At 30.1% G+C, this 19,995-nt stretch carries 14 protein-coding genes and 1 tRNA gene; 6 read left to right on the forward strand and 9 right to left on the reverse strand.

Translation table 11 applies throughout. The features are described 5' to 3' along the window. Window positions 1-20: 20 nt before the first annotated feature. Window positions 21-557 carry a peptide-methionine (S)-S-oxide reductase MsrA gene (gene msrA / locus BTO04_RS13035; protein WP_087564914.1) on the reverse strand — a complete coding sequence of 179 codons (537 nt, stop codon included), beginning with the start codon at window positions 555-557 and terminating at the stop codon, window positions 21-23. Then, window positions 550-1,011: a peptide-methionine (R)-S-oxide reductase MsrB gene (gene msrB, locus BTO04_RS13040; protein WP_087564915.1), complete on the reverse strand. Its 462-nt coding sequence runs from the start codon at window positions 1,009-1,011 to the stop codon at window positions 550-552. The genes msrA and msrB overlap by 8 nt, the downstream gene beginning before the upstream one ends. A gap of 191 nt (window positions 1,012-1,202) precedes the next feature. Between msrB and BTO04_RS13045 the strand changes: the two genes are divergently transcribed. Further along, window positions 1,203-2,411 (forward strand): Pycsar system effector family protein, encoded by a 1,209-nt coding sequence (locus tag BTO04_RS13045; protein WP_087564916.1) that lies wholly within the window; start codon window positions 1,203-1,205, stop codon window positions 2,409-2,411. A gap of 2 nt (window positions 2,412-2,413) precedes the next feature. On the opposite strand, the gene BTO04_RS13050 is transcribed toward BTO04_RS13045, so the two are convergent. Together BTO04_RS13050 and der are read right to left on the reverse strand one after the other, a co-directional pair. After that, complete coding sequence (locus BTO04_RS13050) at window positions 2,414-4,801, reverse strand: GAF domain-containing protein (RefSeq protein WP_087564917.1); 2,388 nt, start codon at window positions 4,799-4,801, stop codon at window positions 2,414-2,416. Between the two features lie 82 nt (window positions 4,802-4,883). Next, window positions 4,884-6,194, reverse strand: a complete 1,311-nt coding sequence (gene der, locus BTO04_RS13055) for a ribosome biogenesis GTPase Der (RefSeq protein WP_087564918.1) — start codon at window positions 6,192-6,194, stop codon at window positions 4,884-4,886. Between the two features lie 80 nt (window positions 6,195-6,274). Here der and BTO04_RS13060 point away from each other — a divergent pair, with 80 nt between their 5' ends. Further along, on the forward strand, window positions 6,275-6,793 hold the full coding sequence (locus BTO04_RS13060; RefSeq protein WP_087564919.1) for a hypothetical protein: 519 nt from the start codon (window positions 6,275-6,277) through the stop codon (window positions 6,791-6,793). Window positions 6,794-6,865: 72 nt separating this feature from the next. On the opposite strand, the gene era is transcribed toward BTO04_RS13060, so the two are convergent. Beyond that, window positions 6,866-7,750 carry a GTPase Era gene (era, locus tag BTO04_RS13065; protein WP_087564920.1) on the reverse strand — a complete coding sequence of 295 codons (885 nt, stop codon included), beginning with the start codon at window positions 7,748-7,750 and terminating at the stop codon, window positions 6,866-6,868. A 173-nt stretch (window positions 7,751-7,923) separates the two neighbouring features. Between era and BTO04_RS13070 the strand changes: the two genes are divergently transcribed. Both BTO04_RS13070 and BTO04_RS13075 read left to right on the forward strand, forming a co-directional pair. After that, a tRNA-Met gene (locus BTO04_RS13070) sits at window positions 7,924-7,996 on the forward strand. 371 nt (window positions 7,997-8,367) lie between these two features. Beyond that, window positions 8,368-9,303, forward strand: a complete 936-nt coding sequence (locus BTO04_RS13075) for a UDP-glucuronic acid decarboxylase family protein (RefSeq protein ID WP_087564921.1) — start codon at window positions 8,368-8,370, stop codon at window positions 9,301-9,303. A 271-nt stretch (window positions 9,304-9,574) separates the two neighbouring features. Here BTO04_RS13075 and BTO04_RS13080 read toward each other — a convergent pair whose 3' ends face one another. After that, complete coding sequence (locus BTO04_RS13080; protein WP_087564922.1) at window positions 9,575-11,125, reverse strand: phospholipase D family protein; 1,551 nt, start codon at window positions 11,123-11,125, stop codon at window positions 9,575-9,577. Window positions 11,126-11,833: 708 nt separating this feature from the next. On the opposite strand from BTO04_RS13080, the gene BTO04_RS13085 reads away from it, so the two are divergent. Together BTO04_RS13085 and BTO04_RS13095 are read left to right on the forward strand one after the other, a co-directional pair. Further along, window positions 11,834-12,172, forward strand: coding sequence for a hypothetical protein (locus tag BTO04_RS13085; RefSeq protein WP_157662469.1), 339 nt, complete (start codon window positions 11,834-11,836; stop codon window positions 12,170-12,172). Window positions 12,173-13,373: 1,201 nt separating this feature from the next. Next, window positions 13,374-17,141: a M4 family metallopeptidase gene (locus BTO04_RS13095; protein WP_087564925.1), complete on the forward strand. Its 3,768-nt coding sequence runs from the start codon at window positions 13,374-13,376 to the stop codon at window positions 17,139-17,141. A 549-nt stretch (window positions 17,142-17,690) separates the two neighbouring features. Here the strand turns inward: BTO04_RS13095 and BTO04_RS15255 are convergent. The 3 genes from BTO04_RS15255 to BTO04_RS13110 all read right to left on the reverse strand — a co-directional run bounded on the left by BTO04_RS15255 (window position 17,691) and on the right by BTO04_RS13110 (window position 19,989). Next, window positions 17,691-17,846, reverse strand: a complete 156-nt coding sequence (locus tag BTO04_RS15255; RefSeq protein ID WP_157662470.1) for a hypothetical protein — start codon at window positions 17,844-17,846, stop codon at window positions 17,691-17,693. A 319-nt stretch (window positions 17,847-18,165) separates the two neighbouring features. Further along, window positions 18,166-19,032, reverse strand: coding sequence for a pseudouridine synthase (locus BTO04_RS13105; RefSeq protein WP_087564926.1), 867 nt, complete (start codon window positions 19,030-19,032; stop codon window positions 18,166-18,168). 39 nt (window positions 19,033-19,071) lie between these two features. After that, complete coding sequence (locus BTO04_RS13110; RefSeq protein ID WP_087564927.1) at window positions 19,072-19,989, reverse strand: geranylgeranylglycerol-phosphate geranylgeranyltransferase; 918 nt, start codon at window positions 19,987-19,989, stop codon at window positions 19,072-19,074. Window positions 19,990-19,995: the final 6 nt, after the last annotated feature.

Below are 19,995 nucleotides of genomic sequence, written 5' to 3' on the forward strand. Positions count from 1 at the left end.
ATTTAGAAACCTGTTACATTCTATTTTAATTTATCAGCGTGAAGCATACGTAGCTTTGCCAATTTTGGTTCAATTACATAAGTGCAATAACCTTGTCCGTTATTATTTTTATAAAAATCTTGATGTTCTTTAGTAGCATCATAAAAAATTGTTGACGGACTAATTTCTGTCACAATTTTATCATTATAATAAGACTGAATTTGCTTCAAAACCTCTTCAGAAACTTTTCTTTGATTCTCATTATGATAATAAATTACAGATCTGTATTGAGTCCCTCTATCTGCACCTTGTTGGTTTAGTGTTGTTGGATCATGGGTCGTCATAAAGATGACCAAAATGTCTTCATAAGAAATTACATTAGCATCAAAAGTAATTCGAATTACTTCTGCATACCCAGTTAATCCAGAACAAATTTCTCTATACGTTGGTCTTCCTGGAGCGTTTCCCCCAGTATAACCAGAAACAACTTTTTCTATACCTTTTACTTCTTGGAATACAGCTTCTGTGCACCAAAAACAACCACCTCCTAAAGTGGCAATTTGTAAATTTTTACTCATTTTCAGAATTTCCTTTCTCTAGTTGCATAGATTCAGAATTAATACAATAACGCAATCCACTTGGTGCTGGTCCATCAGGGAAAATATGTCCTAAATGCCCATCACAAGTATTACACATAACTTCTACTCTTATCATACCAAAAGAAATGTCTTTATGATATTTAATAGCATTTTCTTTAATAGGTTGCGTAAAACTTGGCCAACCAGAACTCGAATCAAACTTTATTGTAGAATCAAATAAAGGCGTATTACAACAAACACAGTTGTATTGTCCTTCATCATAAATACTACATAAAGCGCCAGTATTTGGTCTTTCTGTTCCTTTTTGCCTTGTAATTCTAAACTGTTCTTCTGTTAATAATTCTTTCCATGCTGCTTCCGTTTTTTCAACTCTTTTATCTGGAGTTGGATTTCCTTTTACACTGAAGCTGATAATTTCTTTCCAAGTAAGCATATTTTGTTTTCTTTCTTTTCTAAATTAATATTGATGCTAGCTGTTTTTTTAGACGTAAAAACACTCGTTAACTTACAAATAATCCTTAATTTGTACGCTAGTGAAAGCAATTCATAAATTTACGACGAATATTAATAAAGTAATGAATGGAGTTATCACTTATTCTTATTCATTTATAAAATAATTTTACAATGAGCACATTAATTGTTGATACAGAAAAGTACGTCTTTAGTTTATTAAATACCAATTTAGATAGAAATTTTGTGTATCATAATTTAGTACATACACAAAGAGTTGTTAAAAGTACAAAGGAGCTTATTGAAAACTTAAAAATTGATAAAGTAGCTGCTGAAAACCTAGAGATTGCTGCTTGGTTTCATGATACAGGTTTTATAAAAGGAGCTGAAAATCATGAAGAAGAAAGTGTTAGAATTGCTTCAGAATTTTTAAAAGAGAATAAAGTAACCGATAAAAGAATTGAAGCTATTTCAGATCTTATTTTGGCAACTAAAATGGGGTATCAACCCAAAAATGATTTTGAAAAGATAATAATTGATGCAGATTGTGCGCATTTAGCTTCTAAAAGTTTTTTTGATTACACTTTTTTATTAAGAAAAGAGTGGGAGTTAACAGGTGTTAAAAAAGTTTCTGATACAGAATGGATTGCAGGAAATATTGAATTTTTTACCCAACAGCATCACTTTAATACAGATTATGCTTTAAAAAATTGGACAAAAAAGAAGCAGAAAAATTTATCTAAATTAATAAAAAATAAAAAAAATTTAAAAAACGATATTAAAAAATTTAACCAGAAGCAAGATGCTTTAGAATTAAAAAAAGAGAAAGGAAACGTGCCAGAACGTGGCGTAGAAACGATGTTTAGAATCGCTTTAAAAAACCACATGACTTTAAGTAATATTGCAGATACGAAAGCGAATATTTTACTTTCTGTAAATGCAATTATAGTTTCTTTAGCACTGTCTAACCTATTACCAAAACTAGATAACCCTTCAAATAGTTATTTAATAATACCAACTGTTATATTTATAATTTTTACGGTTGCATCTATTATCTTATCAATTTTAGCAACAAGACCTAATGTTACAGAAGGGAAATTTACAAAAGAAGATGTTGCTAATAAAAAAGTTAACTTATTGTTTTTTGGTAATTTTCATCAAATGAAATTAAATGATTTTGAATGGGGTATTTCAGAAATGATGCAAGACAGAGATTACCTTTACGGTTCTTTAACGAAAGATTTATATTTTTTAGGATTGGTTTTAAATAGAAAATATAAAATATTACGAGTTACCTATACCGTTTTTATGATTGGTATTATAGTAAGTGTATTAGCATTTGCATTTGCCTTTAGAATGCAAGAAACAGGGAGCACTTTATAAATTTAAGCTTCAATTTCTTTTATCAAATCATTTAAAGTAACAGTTTGTTTTTTGTCGAAATTATCTTGATAAATAACTTCTACACGCAACGCTTTTAAACCAGAAACTCCTTGTAAATCCTCAAGTTCTAGAAACTCTATTTCTCCTAATTGATTGTTAGATTGTAAGAATTTTATATACTTTAAATACTCTGAAGCATCTTTTTCTTGAGAATAAACAATTGCAATTTTTCCAGGAACTGTTAAACGATCTTCAGTTCCTTTAATATGTGCTTTATCAATTCGTTTTTTTATGATTTCGTACCTAATATTATAAGCTCCATCAACATCAAACTGTTTTTCATCCATTCTAAATTTAATAGCCATCGGATTACTATGAACTAAAATTAAAGAAGCTACACGTAAATCGCTAGGCATATTTTTAAGTTCAGAAAAAGCAGTGTTTTCCATTTCGTACATCGTTTGTAATTGCCATAAACGTAGGTTATACAAATACAAAGGATCAAAATTTCTATTTTTTGTAATAGATTGGCCAATGTACATGTTGTATTCTACTCCATCAGTTTTGTAACGCTCAAAATAATGAGGAAATATTTTTTGGGCTTCTTTTTGTTTTTTATCAATAAATTTAGCAAGCTTATCATTTAATAGATTTACACTGTTTTCATAATCTTTTCTTTTCTCGTAAACAACATGTAATTCTTTGTCCAAACGATTCATGTAAGTGCTTACCTTTTCTTCTAACTCTTTGTTTATATCCTTAATGTGATTAAAAACAGGGTAAATTTCTCTCTTTAAAAAGTCTAAAATATTAATTTCATCACCTGCATTTAAACCACTTTTTACATCATTTAAATAGGTTGAAACCCGAAACATTAATTCTTTATAGATAGGTAATTTTTCACTTTTACAAGCATCTTTTAAAACTGAAATAGCTAAGGTAAGTTGTGTAATTAAATCTTGTTTAATAGCAGTGTTTCTTGCTTCTGATGAGCCTTTTATATCACTTTGACCATATAAAGGATAAACATCTTTAAAAATAATCTCATCTAATTTTGCATTGTCATTTATTTGAGATTCTTGATGGTATTTTTCTGCAGCTTCATAAAATCGCCATTTTACAGAACTATGTATTGATGTGTAATTTTCTTGTATTGTAGCTTCTAAAACATTTTGGTGTTCTTCTGAAGTTCTTTTTACAGCAGCTTCAAAAACAGGAATAATATCTTTTAATTTGTTAATGTTTACAGAATTTAAATCATAAGCTCTAGGAGATGCAATTTCTAATAAAGCTAAATCTCCATTACTTGCTGCTTTAATTGGAATTATGATTATACTTTGCAAGCCAGCACTGTGTAGGTTTTTATAGAAAGGATTTTTATTCGTATTTACACCATACTTTTCTACATCTGATAAGATAAAAGTTTCATGGTTTACAAATACTTTTTGAATAAATCCTTCACAAAAATAGTTGCTATCGCAAGTTATTTCTGAGTTGTTTTTTAAGATAATACTATTCGATTTTTTTACAACAGTTTCACGAATTTTAGTATTTACAGTATCAAAATTTGAATACCCAAGCCTTAAGTCTTTTATACTATAAAAATCTCTTAAATTGTCTTGTAACTTCTCAATTAGATTATCACCTCCTTCTAATAAATTTGCTTTAATGGATGAAAGCATTTCTTCTGATGTAACATCAAATAAATTGATAATTCCAAAACCTTTAAAAATGTAACTATTTGGCGGAATTTTTTCTTTCCAAAGTGCTATGTTATCAAAGTTGTTTAATAACTCTTTGATATCATTTTCAGATAATTTTGGAGCATTTTCTGTTGGTGTAATTTCAGAGAAATCAGCATTAAAAGCAGCTCTATAATTTTTCATTGTTCCAGTTGTTTTATCTGGAATGTCAAAGTAAAAGGGTCTTTTTATGTCAATATTATGTTTATAGACAAATCCTAAAATAAAGGTACACGCCATAATGTACATGCTATTGTCTTCAAAATTTCTTACTGTAAATTCATAGTCTTCACCTGCATTATTTAAAATACTTTCAAAACGAGATGTAAATTTAAAAGAGGTAAAAGAAAAGGGTATACTAGCAGCTTTTATTTCGTTATTTTGAAGTGCTTCTGGAAAAAGAGGTGCTAATAATAAATTAATTTGCTCTTTGTATTTTTGAATTAAACTTAAATCAGAAAAGCCATTTATTAGCTCAGGATATCGTTTAATTTCTTTCATAATTTCTATTGAAGAATTATGAGAAGGATGCTCTTTATGTTCTTGTGAAGCGTATTTTTCAAAAATAGAAAATACCTTATTAAACGAAATGTTTAATTGTAAGGGTAATTCTACTTCAGCAACTAAACTCGATTTTATTATTTTCATTTTTTTGAAATATTAAAAATTCACATTTAAAAAATATGTATACTAATAGTCGAGTTTAAGTTACAAAAGTTACAAGCTAAATTTATTTTTGTCTAAAATAAATAGTAATTGGTACTCCGTTAAAATTATATATATCTCTTAATTTGTTTTCTAGAAAACGTCTATAACCATCTCTTACATATTGCGGTAAATTACAGAAAAAAGCAAATTGCGGAGTCTGTGTTGGCAACTGCATACAGTATTTTATTTTTACAAACTTTCCTTTTATTGCTGGTGGTGGAGAGTTTTTAATGATTTCTAACATTGTTTCATTAAACTTACTCGTTTGTATTTTGTTTTTTCTGTTTTTAAAAACATCTACAGCGGTTTCTAAAGCTTGTAACAAACGTTGTTTTGTTAATGCAGAAACAAAAATAATTGGAACATCTGTAAAAGGTGCAATTTCGCGTCTAACTTCAGCTTCATAATCACGCATTGTATTGGTTTCCTTTTCAATTAAATCCCATTTATTAATTAAAATAACAACACCTTTTCTGTTTTTTTCAGCCAACCAAAAAATATTTTGATCCTGACCTTCAAATCCACGAGTGGCATCAACCATTAGAATTATTACATCAGAATATTCAATAGAACGCACAGCACGCATTACAGAATAAAACTCTAAGTCTTCTTTTACTCTAGATTTTTTTCTAATTCCAGCAGTGTCTACTAAATTAAAATCAAAGCCAAATCTGTTATATTTTGTATCAATAGAATCTCTTGTTGTACCAGCAATGTCGGTAACAATATTTCTTTCTTCTCCAACTAAGGCGTTAATAAAAGAAGATTTTCCTGCATTTGGTCTACCAACTACAGCAAATCTTGGTAATTCTTCTTTTTCTAAATCAATTACTTCAGGTTTTGGCATAATTGCAGCAATTGCATCTAAAATATCACCAGTTCCACTTCCGTTTATAGAAGAAATTGTATGATAATCTCCCAATCCTAAATTATAGAATTCAACTGCATCCGCATCACGCATTGCATTATCAACTTTATTGACAGCTGTAAAAATTGGTTTTTTTACCTTTCTTAGCATCTTTGCAACTTCAGCATCCATAGGAGTAATTCCTTCTTCTACATCAACAACAAAAATGATGATGTCTGCTTCTTCAATTGCTAAAGTAACTTGTTTTCTAATTTCTTCTTCAAAAATATCATCAGAGCCAACAACATAACCACCTGTGTCTATTAAAGAAAATTCTTTTCCATTCCAATCAGATTTTCCGTAATGTCTATCTCTTGTAACTCCACTAACGGAATCTACAATGGCTTCTCTTCTTTGTACTAAACGATTAAAAAGTGTTGACTTTCCTACATTTGGTCTTCCTACAATGGCAACAATACTATTCATCTCTATTGATATTTTTTGCAAAGATACAATTACTATATGATAAATAATTGTAAATTTAAACCGTTATACATGCCTTTTTTATGGATAAAAAAAAGAATCTTTTAATTGAAAAGAGAAATAGTGAGGTTTTTCTTCGTCCAAGATTTGCTATTGATTTGGAGGAAAATGCTAAAATTGTTTTAAATCGTTTTTCTGATGAATTTAAAAAGGAAGAAACAACGTTTAGAGGAAGCGTTATTGATGGACATGTTTTTATCGCTGTTTCTAAAAAAGAAGAACACTTTTGGTCTCCTCAATTACATTTAGAAATTTTAGAGACAACTGAAAAAACATCACTTTTAAACGGATTGTTTGGACCAAATCCTCAAGTATGGACACTTTTTATGTTTATTCATTTTGTAATAGGAATTAGCTTTTTAGGATTTGCAGTTTTCCTGTACACTAAAATGTCTTTAAATGAGCCAATCATTTTTCCATTAATAATGATGTTTGTTTTACCACTTGTTTGGACAATCCTTTATTTTTTAGGGAAAACAGGAAAAGATACAGGGAAATCTCAAATGAAAGATTTACATGATTTTATGATAAAAGTAATCTAGATTTCCTGTCTTTACAAGAATGACAATCTCATTGAATCTTATAAGTTAAAAAACCTAGGAACGTTTTTTTAATTAACGTTGATTATAACCAAATCGTTTTAACTGAGTTTTATCACTTCTCCAATTTTTATTCACCTTTACATAGAGCTCTATAAAAACCTTTTTCTCGAAAAATTGTTCTAAATCCTTTCTTGCTTCTGCACCAACTCTTTTTATTGCAGCTCCTTTATGACCAATGATAATTCCTTTTTGAGTTTCGCGTTCAACCATAATAACAGAACGAATTCTAACAATGTTTTCTTCTTCTGTAAACTCTTCAGTTTCAACTTCAACAGCATACGGAATTTCTTTCTTATAGTGGATTAGAATTTTTTCTCTAATTTTTTCATTCACAAAAAAACGTTCTGGTTTATCTGTTAATTGATCTTTTGGGTAATATGGTGGCGCTTCAGGAAGTAATTCAACTATTTTTTCAAATAAGCTATCCACATTAAAACGTTCTAGAGCAGAAATTACAGATACAAATGCATTTGGTACTTTTTCTTTCCAATATTCAATTTTCTCTTCTACCTCTTCTTGAGAGGAAGTGTCAATTTTATTCAGTAATAAAATTACAGGTATTTCACTGTGTATTATTTTGTTAAAGAAAGCTTCATTTTTTAATTCTTTCTCTCCAACTTCTACCATGTAAATTAAAATATCGGCATCATCTAGTGCAGATTTCACAAAATCCATCATAGAAGATTGCAATTCATAGGCTGGTTTTATGATTCCTGGAGTATCAGAAAAAACTATTTGATAATCATCATCATTCACAATTCCTAAGATTCTATGTCTTGTAGTTTGTGCTTTTGAAGTTATAATTGATAGTTTTTCGCCTACTAAAGCGTTCATTAAGGTAGATTTACCTACGTTAGGGTTTCCTATAATATTTACAAAGCCAGCTTTATGTATCATGATGCAAAGATAGTTTGTTTTTGTATTTTCCATCATAATTTATGATGGAAAAAAATAAATGAAATAAAGTTTGGTCAGTTGTTTAAATAAGATGTATCTTTGCAGTCGAAAATAACGGATCGAATTTTATGAGTCGAGAGTTAAAAGCTAAGTCATTATTTTTGAAATTACAACGCGGGATAGAGCAGTAGGTAGCTCGTCGGGCTCATAACCCGAAGGTCACTGGTTCGAGTCCAGTTCCCGCTACTACTTTAAATAAGTGTAAAACAGCAGTTTAGGTCTCTAAACTGTTTTTTTTATGCAATCAATTTATGAATACCAGAGCGATGAGCGACAATAGTTTTGAATAAAGCTACTACTGTTTTGTTCAATAGCTTACTGATTGAATATAAATGATTGTTTTTTTGATGACCTAAAGGTAGAATTCCTTGTAAACCTTATTTTAATCCTTCAATCTATCTAAGATTAAAAACTTAAGGTCAGTATTTAGGAGCATTCCTAAATATCTTAATTAGTAAATTGTATCATAAATAGATAAAGTTCGAAGTAATAATAGTACATTAATTGAGAAAACCATACATTGTATTCATAAATTAATTATGTAAAGATTAAAGTGCATGAAAACAATATTAGTAACAGGTGGTGCCGGTTTTATAGGTTCTCATTTATGTGAACGATTACTTAGAGAGGGGAATGAAGTTATATGTTTAGATAACTTTTTTACAGGTTATAAACGAAATGTTCTAAAATTAACATCAAACCCTAATTTTGAAATAGTAAGACATGATGTTACCAACCCATATTATGCAGAAGTTGATGAAATTTACAATTTAGCTTGTCCTGCAAGTCCTATAAGTTATCAATATGATCCTATTAAAACAATTAACACTTCAGTTATTGGAGCTGTCAATATGTTAGGTTTAGCCAAAAGAGTGAACGCCAAAGTTTTACAAGCAAGTACAAGTGAAGTTTATGGAGACCCTACAATTCATCCTCAAACAGAAGATTATTGGGGCAATGTAAACCCCATAGGATTAAGGTCTTGTTACGATGAAGGAAAAAGGTGTGCTGAATCATTATTTGTAAACTATCATCAACAAAATAATGTTAAAATAAAAATCATACGTATTTTCAACACGTATGGTCCAAACATGGATATAAATGATGGTAGAGTAGTTTCAAATTTCATTGTTCAGTCTTTAAAAGGAAAAGATATTACTATTTATGGAGATGGAACTCAAACACGTTCATTCCAATATGTAAACGACCTTATTGAAGGAATGATTAGAATGATGAATTCAGAAGATTCTTTTTTAGGACCTGTAAATATTGGAAATCCTAATGAATTTTCAATGTTAGAGTTGGCTAAGACTATAATTAAACTGACAAACTCAAAGTCTAAAGTCATCTTTAAACCATTGCCAATGGATGATCCTAAACAAAGACAACCAAATATTGATTTGGCAAAGAAAAGGTTAAATGGGTGGGAGCCAAAAATTGAATTAGAAGAAGGTCTTAGTAAAACAATTGAATATTTTAAAAGTATTATATAAGCCAAAAATATTTTCATCAAGTTGTGTTGATCTATTCTCTAATCCTTTTTCCTTTAACCATCTGCCATAAACGTTATTTCTTCCCGATTTTGATTTGCTATGGTCAATTTCATTTGTGCCCTAAAAACTTATAGTAGGGTTTAATTCAAATTTCGTTAGATACTTTTTAAAGTAGATGGGTTTCAGGTTCACGGCTACCTTTAGCATGTGAAGCGTAGCAAATGTTTATGGTTTATGATTTCATATACATTGTTAGCAGTACTTATATGTGTTATAAAATTTCTTTTGGAATTATTTTTCTCGTCCATGTTTTTAAACGCTTAAAGTTATTTACCTCTGAATCTGGGTTGTATTCTAATGTTGTTTCCCATGAATTTTCTGGTTTAAACTCTATTTCCATACCTTTTAAGACACCTCTAGAAATTTTATCAGAGCGAACAATAACAACACATTCTGTATTTAAATTTGCACTTCTAGGGTCAAGATTAAATGTTCCAATAACTGTTATTTTGTTATCAATAATCATGGATTTTGCATGAAGTCCAAATATTGGTTTATAATCTAACTTTAATTGTAATTCTCCAGTCATTATTTTTGTCCGTTCTGCCGCATCTGGACGAAATTCATATATTCTAACTCCTGTTTTTAATAATTTATTTCTGTCTGTTTGGTAGCTACTAAAGGCCTCTAGATTGTCTGTTGAGGCCAAGCTATTAGTAAGTATTCTAATTTTTACACCACGTTTAACGGCTTCTTTAAATAGATTTTGACTCAGTTCAGTGGTGATTAAATAGGGTGTTTGAATATCTATGGATGATTTGGCATTTTTAACCAAATCGATTAATGCACTTGTTGAAACACCGCCACCACCCAAACCATTTGCTCCATCATTTTTCCCTGGCATATCAGAAATGAACGCTACATCATTCAACCATACTAAATCACCAGAATTTTTAATCGTATTAAAAGCAGTTGGTAAAGACGCTATTCTTTCTCTTATTTGTGGCCAGAAATTATCTGGATTACATGCATATTCATGCAGGTTCTTAAACCTATTTTCTGAAGTTATGTTTTTAGGTTTTTCTTTAATTATACTTGTAATATTTCTACTTAACGAGCTATTCCAAAATTGATCAAATGATCTATTTACTTTTTGTGATTCTTTACCTAATAATAGAATATCTCTATCCCTAAAGTTATATTCATGATCATAGTCAAAATATTCATCTGCAATATTGCGGCCACCTGTAATTACTACTTTACCGTCTACTATAAACGTTTTGTTATGCATCCGTTGATTAGCAGATCTAAAATCTGTTGTAAATTTTTTAATTTTTTCAATGATATTCTTTCCTAAATTAACCCCTGGATTATATATTTTAACCGTAATATTCTCATGAGAATTAAAAATTAAAATATCTTCAATATCTGCATCAACCATTATGTCATCAACAATAATTCTTACTTTAACTCCACGGTCAGCCGCTCTTATTAAATAATCACAAGCGATAAGTCCTACATTGTCTGTTGAAAAAATGAAGTATTGAATATCTATCGTTTTTTCAGCATATTCACTTAACCATGCCCTAGCTATCATTGAACCACTTCCATCTTCTAGCACATAAACTCCCGTTTTGGTGCTCATCAGTTCAGCAACATCCTTAAGTTCCTTGGAAAGGGTTGTGCTTTCATTTCTATGAATATTCGAACAAAAATCTGTTTCTGGTGTAAACTTCTTTGTTTCATTACAAGATGCTAATACAAGCACAGCAGCTGTATAATAATATTTAAATTTTAAAATTAATTTAATGTGATTTATCATTTGTTATTGTTGCTAACATGTTTGTATAGGAAAATTTACGCTGTTTAAAAACTAAAGTTAATAAATAAAACACAAACGAAGAAAATCCGGGAGGATTTTTATTAGTAACCCCAAACTAGAAATTGTTTTACACGGCTTAAGGTTGTCTTTTATTTTTTATTTCCATTTTTAATTAAATAATTCTTGAATTTTTAGAATTTTCATTTGCTCTTTTAACATAATAGTCCTTAATAAAGTCATTATTTTATCTCTCTGTATTGCATTACTCGAATGGTATGTAGCATCAGAATTTAATTCAGGTTTAACTGATTTATACTGATAATTCTCATTTTAAGTTACTCGTGAAACAATTACATTTAGCTTTATATTAAAATTGTAATATGAAAGCTATAGACTCGAATTTAAAAGTAGCCGCCCTTTTCTTTGCAACATTAATATTGCTTCAAGGTTGTATGATTTGCAAATCAGCATCTGTAACACTTTATGAAGCGTCAAAACTTAAGGCTAAAGTTTAAGTGAAGACTTTAGATAATCAATCTCTAAAGTTTGACAGAATAGAAGTTTTAAATAACAAGCTCTTTTAATCAGATTGAACAAAATTATTTCGGAATAATGAGGATAAGAAAATGTATAATTGTGTGGTTTAAGACCATTCTATTCGGAAGTCTATTGGCGACAGTGTTAAGTGTTCCAATAATATTTATAAAAATGAGTTACTATTTAAGGCCTACAATATCGATTATAATTCCTTTTCTTGTAATAACAATATTAGTAAGCCTTATTGTTTCAATACCAACTATTGCAGTTATGATAAAATTACGAGAATCCCTTTTGAAAAATAATGCAGCATCAAGTGTTGTTACAAATAAAATTAATTTAATCCATTTGCTTGGTGGCATTATTACATTTATAATAATTGCATTTGCATTTGAGTTCGGAAGTTTAGCTTTAATTTTTTTGTTAGTTTATCTGGTTAGTTTTTTCTCAATCGGACACATTTTTTGGCAAAAAGAGTTAAAAACTCCAATAGATAGATTAGTACTTTAATAAACGATCATGAGAAGATAATTAGAAAAATAATATAAAAAGTATTCAACTTAGGGATGAAAACAGGTCAATTATTTTGACCATTGTAAGTCTTTTTATAATCATTGGTGGTGTATTGGGTTCAAGCAATTGGGTAAATTAGGGTATGGTGATATTTATAAGGACAAAACAAAAACTATAATGATATTTTAATTAATATTTTTTTTAAATTAATTTATTGATTATCAATTAATTGTAGCCCTTGTTTTTTGTTCAGAAGGGTCAATATTGTGGCCAATGTTGTAGTATATGGTTTCTTACGTATTTTAAACACCTAATTTAGAAATACAAACCAAAGAGTGTATAACTTTTTTGGGGCAGTTCAAAATCTGCGAGGATTTTTGTAAGTAGGCTAAAAACTAGCTATGAATTATACAAGGTGTGAGCTATTTTTATTTTCTATTATTTTATGATTCACTATTATCTTTTTTTGTGAGACTAGTTGCTATTCCTGCACCTATTGCTATTCCTAAAGCAATCTATAAACTTAGATTATCGGTTGCAACTCCAAATAACCGCGAAACCAGGACTTACAAAATATTTAGAAGATGATTTGGTTGTTCTCGTTTTAGAGCATGCCAGTTACAGTGCGATGCATTCACTTAATAAAAAAATAAAGAATATTGTTGCTGAAAATTTCGGTATTTAACATCTTTTTTTTAGAGTTGTTACGTTCTCTAATATAAAAGATTATCTTTTATAAAACTGATAATTCTATCATTTAATCCATTTACTTTTCTGTTTTAAATTTACACCATTATTTTAATTTTATAAAAGTCAACATGCTAAATTTTAGGGGAAAGAGCTATGAAGTTTTGCATTTCATACTTAAATTATTGTATGTTTACACTTGATATAATAAGTATCATACGTATTCTATAGATTTATATAAGAAAACTTAACCTCCCCCCATGACGAAAAACCTGAATTCTCCCCTCTTTTTTAATCCAATATTTCCGGCAACCCCTCATAACAAAAAGGTATAAAACTTATTTTGTAGTGTGAAAACTGATTTTTTTAAAAAGAAAAAAATTGGAGCTTACAGTTAAAATCGTTTTTTTTTATGTCTTTTAACGATTTTAAATGCTTTGTATACTTGCAAGCTTTATTTTTTATAGAAAAGACAATTATTTATTAATTATTAACCCCCAAAATTTAACCAATGATTAAATTATTACACAAAAAAATTATCATTTCAGCATTATTTTGCTTTCAGGGTATCGCGATGTTAACCGCGCAAACTTCAGAGCAAACGATTAATGGAAATTTAACAAATGATGCTCGAGTAAAAGAGTTTTCTATGGAGCCAGTAAAAGGAACTCCTTCTTTAATTAAAATGAATGCAGCAGGAACCACACTTTCTTTAAGTGAGACTCCAGCATTTCTTCAATCTGTATTAGGGTTAGGAGCAACAACTACTTTTGAGGCTGCTAGAACTACAAATACAGCTCAAGGAATTAAAATTACTGTTTTTCAACAATACAACAACGGTATTAAAGTAGAGCACGGTGTTTTTAAAGCAATTTCGAAGAAAGACATTGTACAAGGTTTTACTGCTGAATACTATAATTTAGCATCAATTTCTGCAACTCCAACCTTAAGCGAAAGTGCCGCTTTACAAAAAGCATTTGATTTTGTAGGAGCTACAAGTTATGCTTGGGATTATGTGTTAACTTTAGGAGATTCTCCAGAACATGTTGCAGCCTATAACGAATTGTATCCGAAAGGAGAATTAGTAATGGTTGATGATTATGGAACCATAGAAATAGATGTTTATTTAGCGTACAAGTTTAATGTGTATGCTGCAGAACCATTATCTCGTGCAGATATTTATGTAGACGCTACGAATGGTAAAATTCTTTTGAATGACGCAATTATAAAGCATGCAGATGCAAATGGGAAAAATAAAATTGCTAAAACAATTAGACCAAACATAAATACATTCAGCGCCAATGCGAACGGACCACTTAGAACCCTAGTTGCAGTGCCAAAAGATTTAGCAGCAATTGGAGATACTCGTTATGCAGGTAGAAGAAATTTTGATACTTCATTAAATGAAAATGGATTTTATGAATTAAAGGGAACCACTCCAACAGGAATTCCTAATGAGACTTTTTCTTTTGAAGGAAGAGGAGGAATTCCATTGAATGTAAATCTTACTGCATTTTCGGAATCTATCTTTGATGGTGACTCAGGTTTATTAGAGGTTTCAGAAACAGCTGATAATGAGTGGAATGCTGAGGAACATCGAAAAGATAGATTTGATGGACCAGAGGAAAGTTATCCAGCAAAAAACGAAGCAAATAATGATGATGTTGCATTGGATGCGCATTGGGGTGCAGAAATTGTTTTAAGATATTGGTCTGAGATTCATGAAAGAGAGAGTTATGATAATAAAGGAACAGGAGTTAAAAACTATGTACACTATGGTGATGCATATGATAATGCATTCTGGAATGGAACAGCGATGACCTATGGTGATGGAACTTATCAAGGAGGTACATATCCTGATGGGTCTTTTGCTCCTTTAACATCTTTAGATGTTTGTGGTCACGAGATTGGTCATGGAGTTTGTGAGTTTACTGCAGATTTAGTGTATGCTAGAGAATCTGGAGCAATGAATGAAGGTTTTTCTGATATCTGGGCAGCTTCTGTAGAAAACTTTGTTTTAGTAGGAATTGATGGTAAATTACCATACGTCACATGGGGAGTTGGAGAACAAATTGATGAAAGAGATGGAGGATTAGAGCCTGGTGAAACTGGTTCTAGAGCTTTAAGATGGATGGATGATCCAAAAAATGCAGGTGATCCAGACTGTTATGATGGAGAATTTTGGATACCAGTTACAGGTCCACTTTGTTTGGAACCGAATACAGGAAACGACCAATGTGGTGTGCATTCTAATAGTGGTGTATTAAACAAATGGTACTATTTAATGGTAGAAGGTTCTGGACAAGCTATTTCTGAAGGTGCTGGAAAAATCTCTAGGACTGATCCAGTATTACCTAAAGTATTGGTAGAAGATGGAATAACAGATGCAGGAAATGAATATAAAGTGGAGCCAATTGGGTTTGATAAAGCGGACCAGATTACATACTTAGCGGAAACAACCTTAACGCCAAATGCTACTTTTTTAAATATGAGAGATGCTTCTATTTTAGCAGCTCAATTGTTATATGGTGTTGCTTCATATGAAGAAATTCAGGTTACAAATGCTTGGTACGCTGTTGATATTGGTGCAGCATATGTTCCAGGAGAACCAGATTCGATAGTAGTTTCTCCATTAAATGTTCAAATATTTACAGAGACGAATGAAGTAGATGGTTGTAGTGAAGTGAATTCATACAATATTGTGCTTATAGGCTATACAGTAGAAGACGCGGTAACAGTAGCGCTTAATTTTGAGGGTACTGCAACAAAAGGTTTAGACTATACGGTATCTACTCAGACATTAAATTTTCCTGCAGGAAATAGTTCACAAACATTTATAATAAATGTTATTGATGATGTTACTATAGAAGACGCAGCTTCTGAAACAATTGTAATGTCCTATACATTCAAAGGAGTAGATTTTGAACAAGTATTTACGATAGGAGATGATGATTTTGTACCAAAAACAGGGTTAACAGATATCATTTTCTTAGAAGAAAATTTTGATGGAGACGATATTCCAGTATCTTGGGAAATGATAGATTACAGTTCAGGAAGCCCATTAGGTGCTAATCTCTGGGCTTATAACGGAGACGGAACCGAAGCTGGAAGAGCATATATCACACAGCCAGTTTTTACAGGTAATGCAACTTACGACACAAATTCACCTTCTAATACTATTTTAAGATCTCCGATATTAAATGCGGCTGGAACAAATGATGTTACAGTAAGTTTTGATTGGGAAGCTGGTGGAGAAACAGATGCAACAGACGGGACTATTTTTGATTATGGTGAATTGCTATATAGTATTGATGGAAAAACATATGTGGGAGTAGATAAATTTGTAGGAGGTGGACCAGGAGGGGCCGCTACTGCTTCAGGTTCTTACTCTGGTATAATTAGTATTGCAGATGGTTTACCATTTTATATCGGATGGAGATGGACTAATGACGATAATGCTGGTACTCAATTTAGTTTTGCTATAGATAACGTTGTAATTTCTGGAACACCGGCAGGTATCGAAACTCAAGCATATCGAAGAGGAACGGAAAAATCTATAAAATCTAGTATTGTAAGGACTGATGATGCTGTTTATTTTTTAAGTAAACAGGATGACGGATTAATGGCATATATAGAAAATGCATCTGCAGATCTAGGTTGTGTATCTATTAAAGTAATTGAAGCCGGAACAAATGTTGCCGGTTTTGAAAAAATGGATACTAAGAGAGCTGAAAAAGTGCTATTCATAGATGTAGAGAATAAAGAAGCTACTTATGATTTAACATTGTATTATACAAATGGAGAATTGGCTGATTTTGACGATGCGACTGCTTTGAAAATTTTATTGGTAGACGGCCAAGTTATTAACGACGCTGATTTCGCTGAAGAAAACTACCAATACAATGGTAATGCTACGCCAAATACAGAAGATGAATTTGTTGCCTATACAGGAACTTTTAAAGGTTCTGGAGCTTTAACGGTTTCGGAAACACCTGCAGCAGGAACTAGTTTATCTACTGAATCTATTTCAGTGTTAGAAGAAAACACGAAAGTGTACCCAAACCCTGCTTTTAGTTCATTGACTATTAAATTAGCAGATGCTACTATTAAATCTGTTGCTATTTATAATACTTTAGGTCAAACTATAAAATTTATGAATATGAAAACGGCTAATAGACAAGCAGATCTTAATGTTTCAAGTTTAGCAAAAGGACTATATATTTTAAAAATTAGTACTAATAATGGTAACTTTTTAACAAAACGTTTCGTTAAAAAGTAGTTTTAAATACAAGTCATATTAAATTAGAAAAGGGGCAGATTTATCTGCTCCTTTTTTTTTATTTCCCTATTTTATATTTAGAAAGAATCTATTTTTATTTTATAAAGTATAAAAAAATAAGCATACAAATTTCTAAGGGCTTAAGTAAATTTAGATATTATAATTCCTTTCACATTTTCAATTTTCCTTTACATTTCTTCATACGAATTAAACATAAAGGAGTTCATGAAAAATCACGTTATTACTTACAATTAAAATTGCCTTTTATGTCATTTTTCGATTTTATATAGGATCAAAATTTGTCTTATTTCACATTGGTTTTACAAGTGTATTTATGCGGAATTGAAAGCAGGTCTTTATTAAAAGACAACTATTTACTTATTAATTAATACCTCTAAATTTTTCATCAATGATTAAATTATTAAAAAAAAAGAGGATCACTCCACTGTTATTATGTTTTTAAGGTATTGCGATGTTAACTCCGAAAACAGCAACTAGCCTTTATGCGTTGTTTGTGTTCTTTTGAGAACTAGTGTATTTCTTGGGGTTTTACTTTTTTATTATAGGAATAGTAAGCTCTTTTTCTGTAATATCAATCATTATATCAAACAAAACCACTTTTTTATTTGCTCTGTTTTTCTGCTTTTCAAGTAATTTAACTTGTTGCTCTAATTCTAAAATACGTTGTTCGGGTGTTTTAGACACAACTTGTTGGATTGTATATTGGTAATTTAAGTTACCTTATTTTTTTAACCAAGTTCGAACTGTAGATGCTTATTGAACTCCATATTTGTTTAAAGCACCTATTGTGGTTAATAATCCATGTTCTGTTTCTTGAACAATCTGAAGTTTTAAGATTAAACTCTAATCTTTTTGTATTCGTTTTTGTAATTTGAATCTTGTGTTTCCATAATTAAATAGTGTTAAGTGTAGCACTATATTAGGACGAGACAATTAGTGCAAAAAAAAAGAGTCAAACTAATAGTTTGGCTCTTTTTTTTAATATTCAAAAATAGTAATGCTACTACTTCATCATCAATAAATTATTTAATTCAAGGTTTGTAAGCTCTCTCCATCTTCCTCTAGGTAAATTTTTCTTTGTTAATTCAGCAAAAACTACTCTATCAAGTTTTGAAACTTTATAACCAAGGTGTTCAAAAATCTTACGTACAATTCTATTTCTTCCTGAGTGTATTTCTATACCTATTTCAGTTTTGGGTTGCCCATCTACATAAGAAACTGCATCTATAAACACTTTTTTACCTTCAATAATAACCTCTCCTCTTAATTTTTCTAAATCTTTTAAAGAAAGCTTATTATCTAAAGAAGCATGATACAGCTTACGTACATTATGTTTTGGGTGTGTTAGCTTTTTTGCTAAATCGCCATCATTTGTAAACAACAACAAACCTGTTGTATTTCTATCTAACCTTCCTACAGGATAAATACGTTCTTTAGATGCATTAGAAACCAAGTCCATTACCGTTTTTCTACCACGATCATCTTCCATTGTGGTAATGTAATTTTTTGGCTTATTTAATAAAACATATCTTTTTTGTTCTGGGGTAATTGAAGTTCCATCAAAACGAACAACATCATCTGGCTGAACCTTATAACCCATTTCTGTAACCAATTTTCCATTAACCTCTACACTACCATGCTCTATATAAGTATCTGCTTCTCTACGTGAGCAAACACCAGAATTGGCAATGTATTTATTTAAACGAATTCCAGCTGATTCATCTGTTTTATGAACAGAATGAATTTTCTTAAATTCTTTCTTTGGGGTTTTTCTGCTTAAAGGAGCATTTTTCTTTGGACTTTTTCTACTTAGAGGAGTGCTTTTTTTACCTTCTTGTCGTCCTCTCGACGAGTTTCTATCTGAATTCATTTTATAACTTTTTGCAAAGATACTTATAAAATAAATGATTTAATTCAATCTATCTATCACTTTTTCTAATAACAAAGAAGGATCAATAAAGACCAAACTAAAAATACCAATTAAAAGCAATAATTTTAAAACATTATGTAACAATCTGTATTGATTTTCAGAAGAAGATTTGTACAAATAAAAACCTACAAAAATCAATGCAATCATTGCAAAATAGAAATAGTATTTCATATAACCTATTGCAGGATAATTAAACAAAACAGCTACCGGAAACAAGGTAAGAACTAATAAAAAAACAGATAATTGCTTTGTTTTCTTCTCTCCATGTACAACAGGAAAAGTACTGTAATTATTTACAATTGCTCCTTTAATATTTTCTAAATCTTTAATAAGTTCTCTTACCATGATTACAAGAATCAAAAAAATTGCATGTACGAATATTAATTTTGAGAAATTTTTAAAATAAACAAAAATAGCAAAAAACGGAAGAAGTGTTAATACTGTTGCTGTAATTAATCCTGTAAAAGGGTGTTTTTTAAGCTTATGAGAATAAAACCAAATTAAAAAGATATAGATACCAAAAAATAATGCTGCTTTCCCAGAAATTAAAAATCCAAAAGAAAAACCAAGAAAATTTAAAAAGAAATAGAGTGATAATTTAGTTTCTTCTTTTATGTAATTGTCTAAACCTGTTTTTAAAGGGCGATTTATTCTATCTACTTTAACGTCATAAAAATTATTTATAATATAACCTGCTGCAACTACACAAACAGATGCTAAAACAATAAAGAGCAAGTCCCAATCAAAAAGAATATATTTTAAAGACTTTTCTGGAGAGAAAATGAAAATTGCTGCTAAATATTGAGCAGCAACTAATACAAGAATGTTATACCCTCTAATAACAGAGAGTAAACTAATAATTTTATAGGTAAATATTTTTGCTTTTGACGCACTCATAAAGCA

It is taken from the genome of Polaribacter sp. SA4-10 (assembly GCF_002163835.1).
Lineage (GTDB): Bacteria > Bacteroidota > Bacteroidia > Flavobacteriales > Flavobacteriaceae > Polaribacter.

Coding starts and splice junctions, on each gene's coding strand:
- msrA (WP_087564914.1), bottom strand. CDS start 557: ATGAGTAAAAATTTACAAATTGCCACTTTAGGAGGTGGTTGTTTTTGG.
- msrB (WP_087564915.1), bottom strand. CDS start 1,011: ATGCTTACTTGGAAAGAAATTATCAGCTTCAGTGTAAAAGGAAATCCA.
- BTO04_RS13045 (WP_087564916.1), top strand. CDS start 1,203: ATGAGCACATTAATTGTTGATACAGAAAAGTACGTCTTTAGTTTATTA.
- BTO04_RS13050 (WP_087564917.1), bottom strand. CDS start 4,801: ATGAAAATAATAAAATCGAGTTTAGTTGCTGAAGTAGAATTACCCTTA.
- der (WP_087564918.1), bottom strand. CDS start 6,194: ATGAATAGTATTGTTGCCATTGTAGGAAGACCAAATGTAGGAAAGTCA.
- BTO04_RS13060 (WP_087564919.1), top strand. CDS start 6,275: ATGGATAAAAAAAAGAATCTTTTAATTGAAAAGAGAAATAGTGAGGTT.
- era (WP_087564920.1), bottom strand. CDS start 7,750: ATGATACATAAAGCTGGCTTTGTAAATATTATAGGAAACCCTAACGTA.
- BTO04_RS13075 (WP_087564921.1), top strand. CDS start 8,368: ATGAAAACAATATTAGTAACAGGTGGTGCCGGTTTTATAGGTTCTCAT.
- BTO04_RS13080 (WP_087564922.1), bottom strand. CDS start 11,125: ATGATAAATCACATTAAATTAATTTTAAAATTTAAATATTATTATACA.
- BTO04_RS13085 (WP_157662469.1), top strand. CDS start 11,834: ATGAGTTACTATTTAAGGCCTACAATATCGATTATAATTCCTTTTCTT.
- BTO04_RS13095 (WP_087564925.1), top strand. CDS start 13,374: ATGATTAAATTATTACACAAAAAAATTATCATTTCAGCATTATTTTGC.
- BTO04_RS13105 (WP_087564926.1), bottom strand. CDS start 19,032: ATGAATTCAGATAGAAACTCGTCGAGAGGACGACAAGAAGGTAAAAAA.
- BTO04_RS13110 (WP_087564927.1), bottom strand. CDS start 19,989: ATGAGTGCGTCAAAAGCAAAAATATTTACCTATAAAATTATTAGTTTA.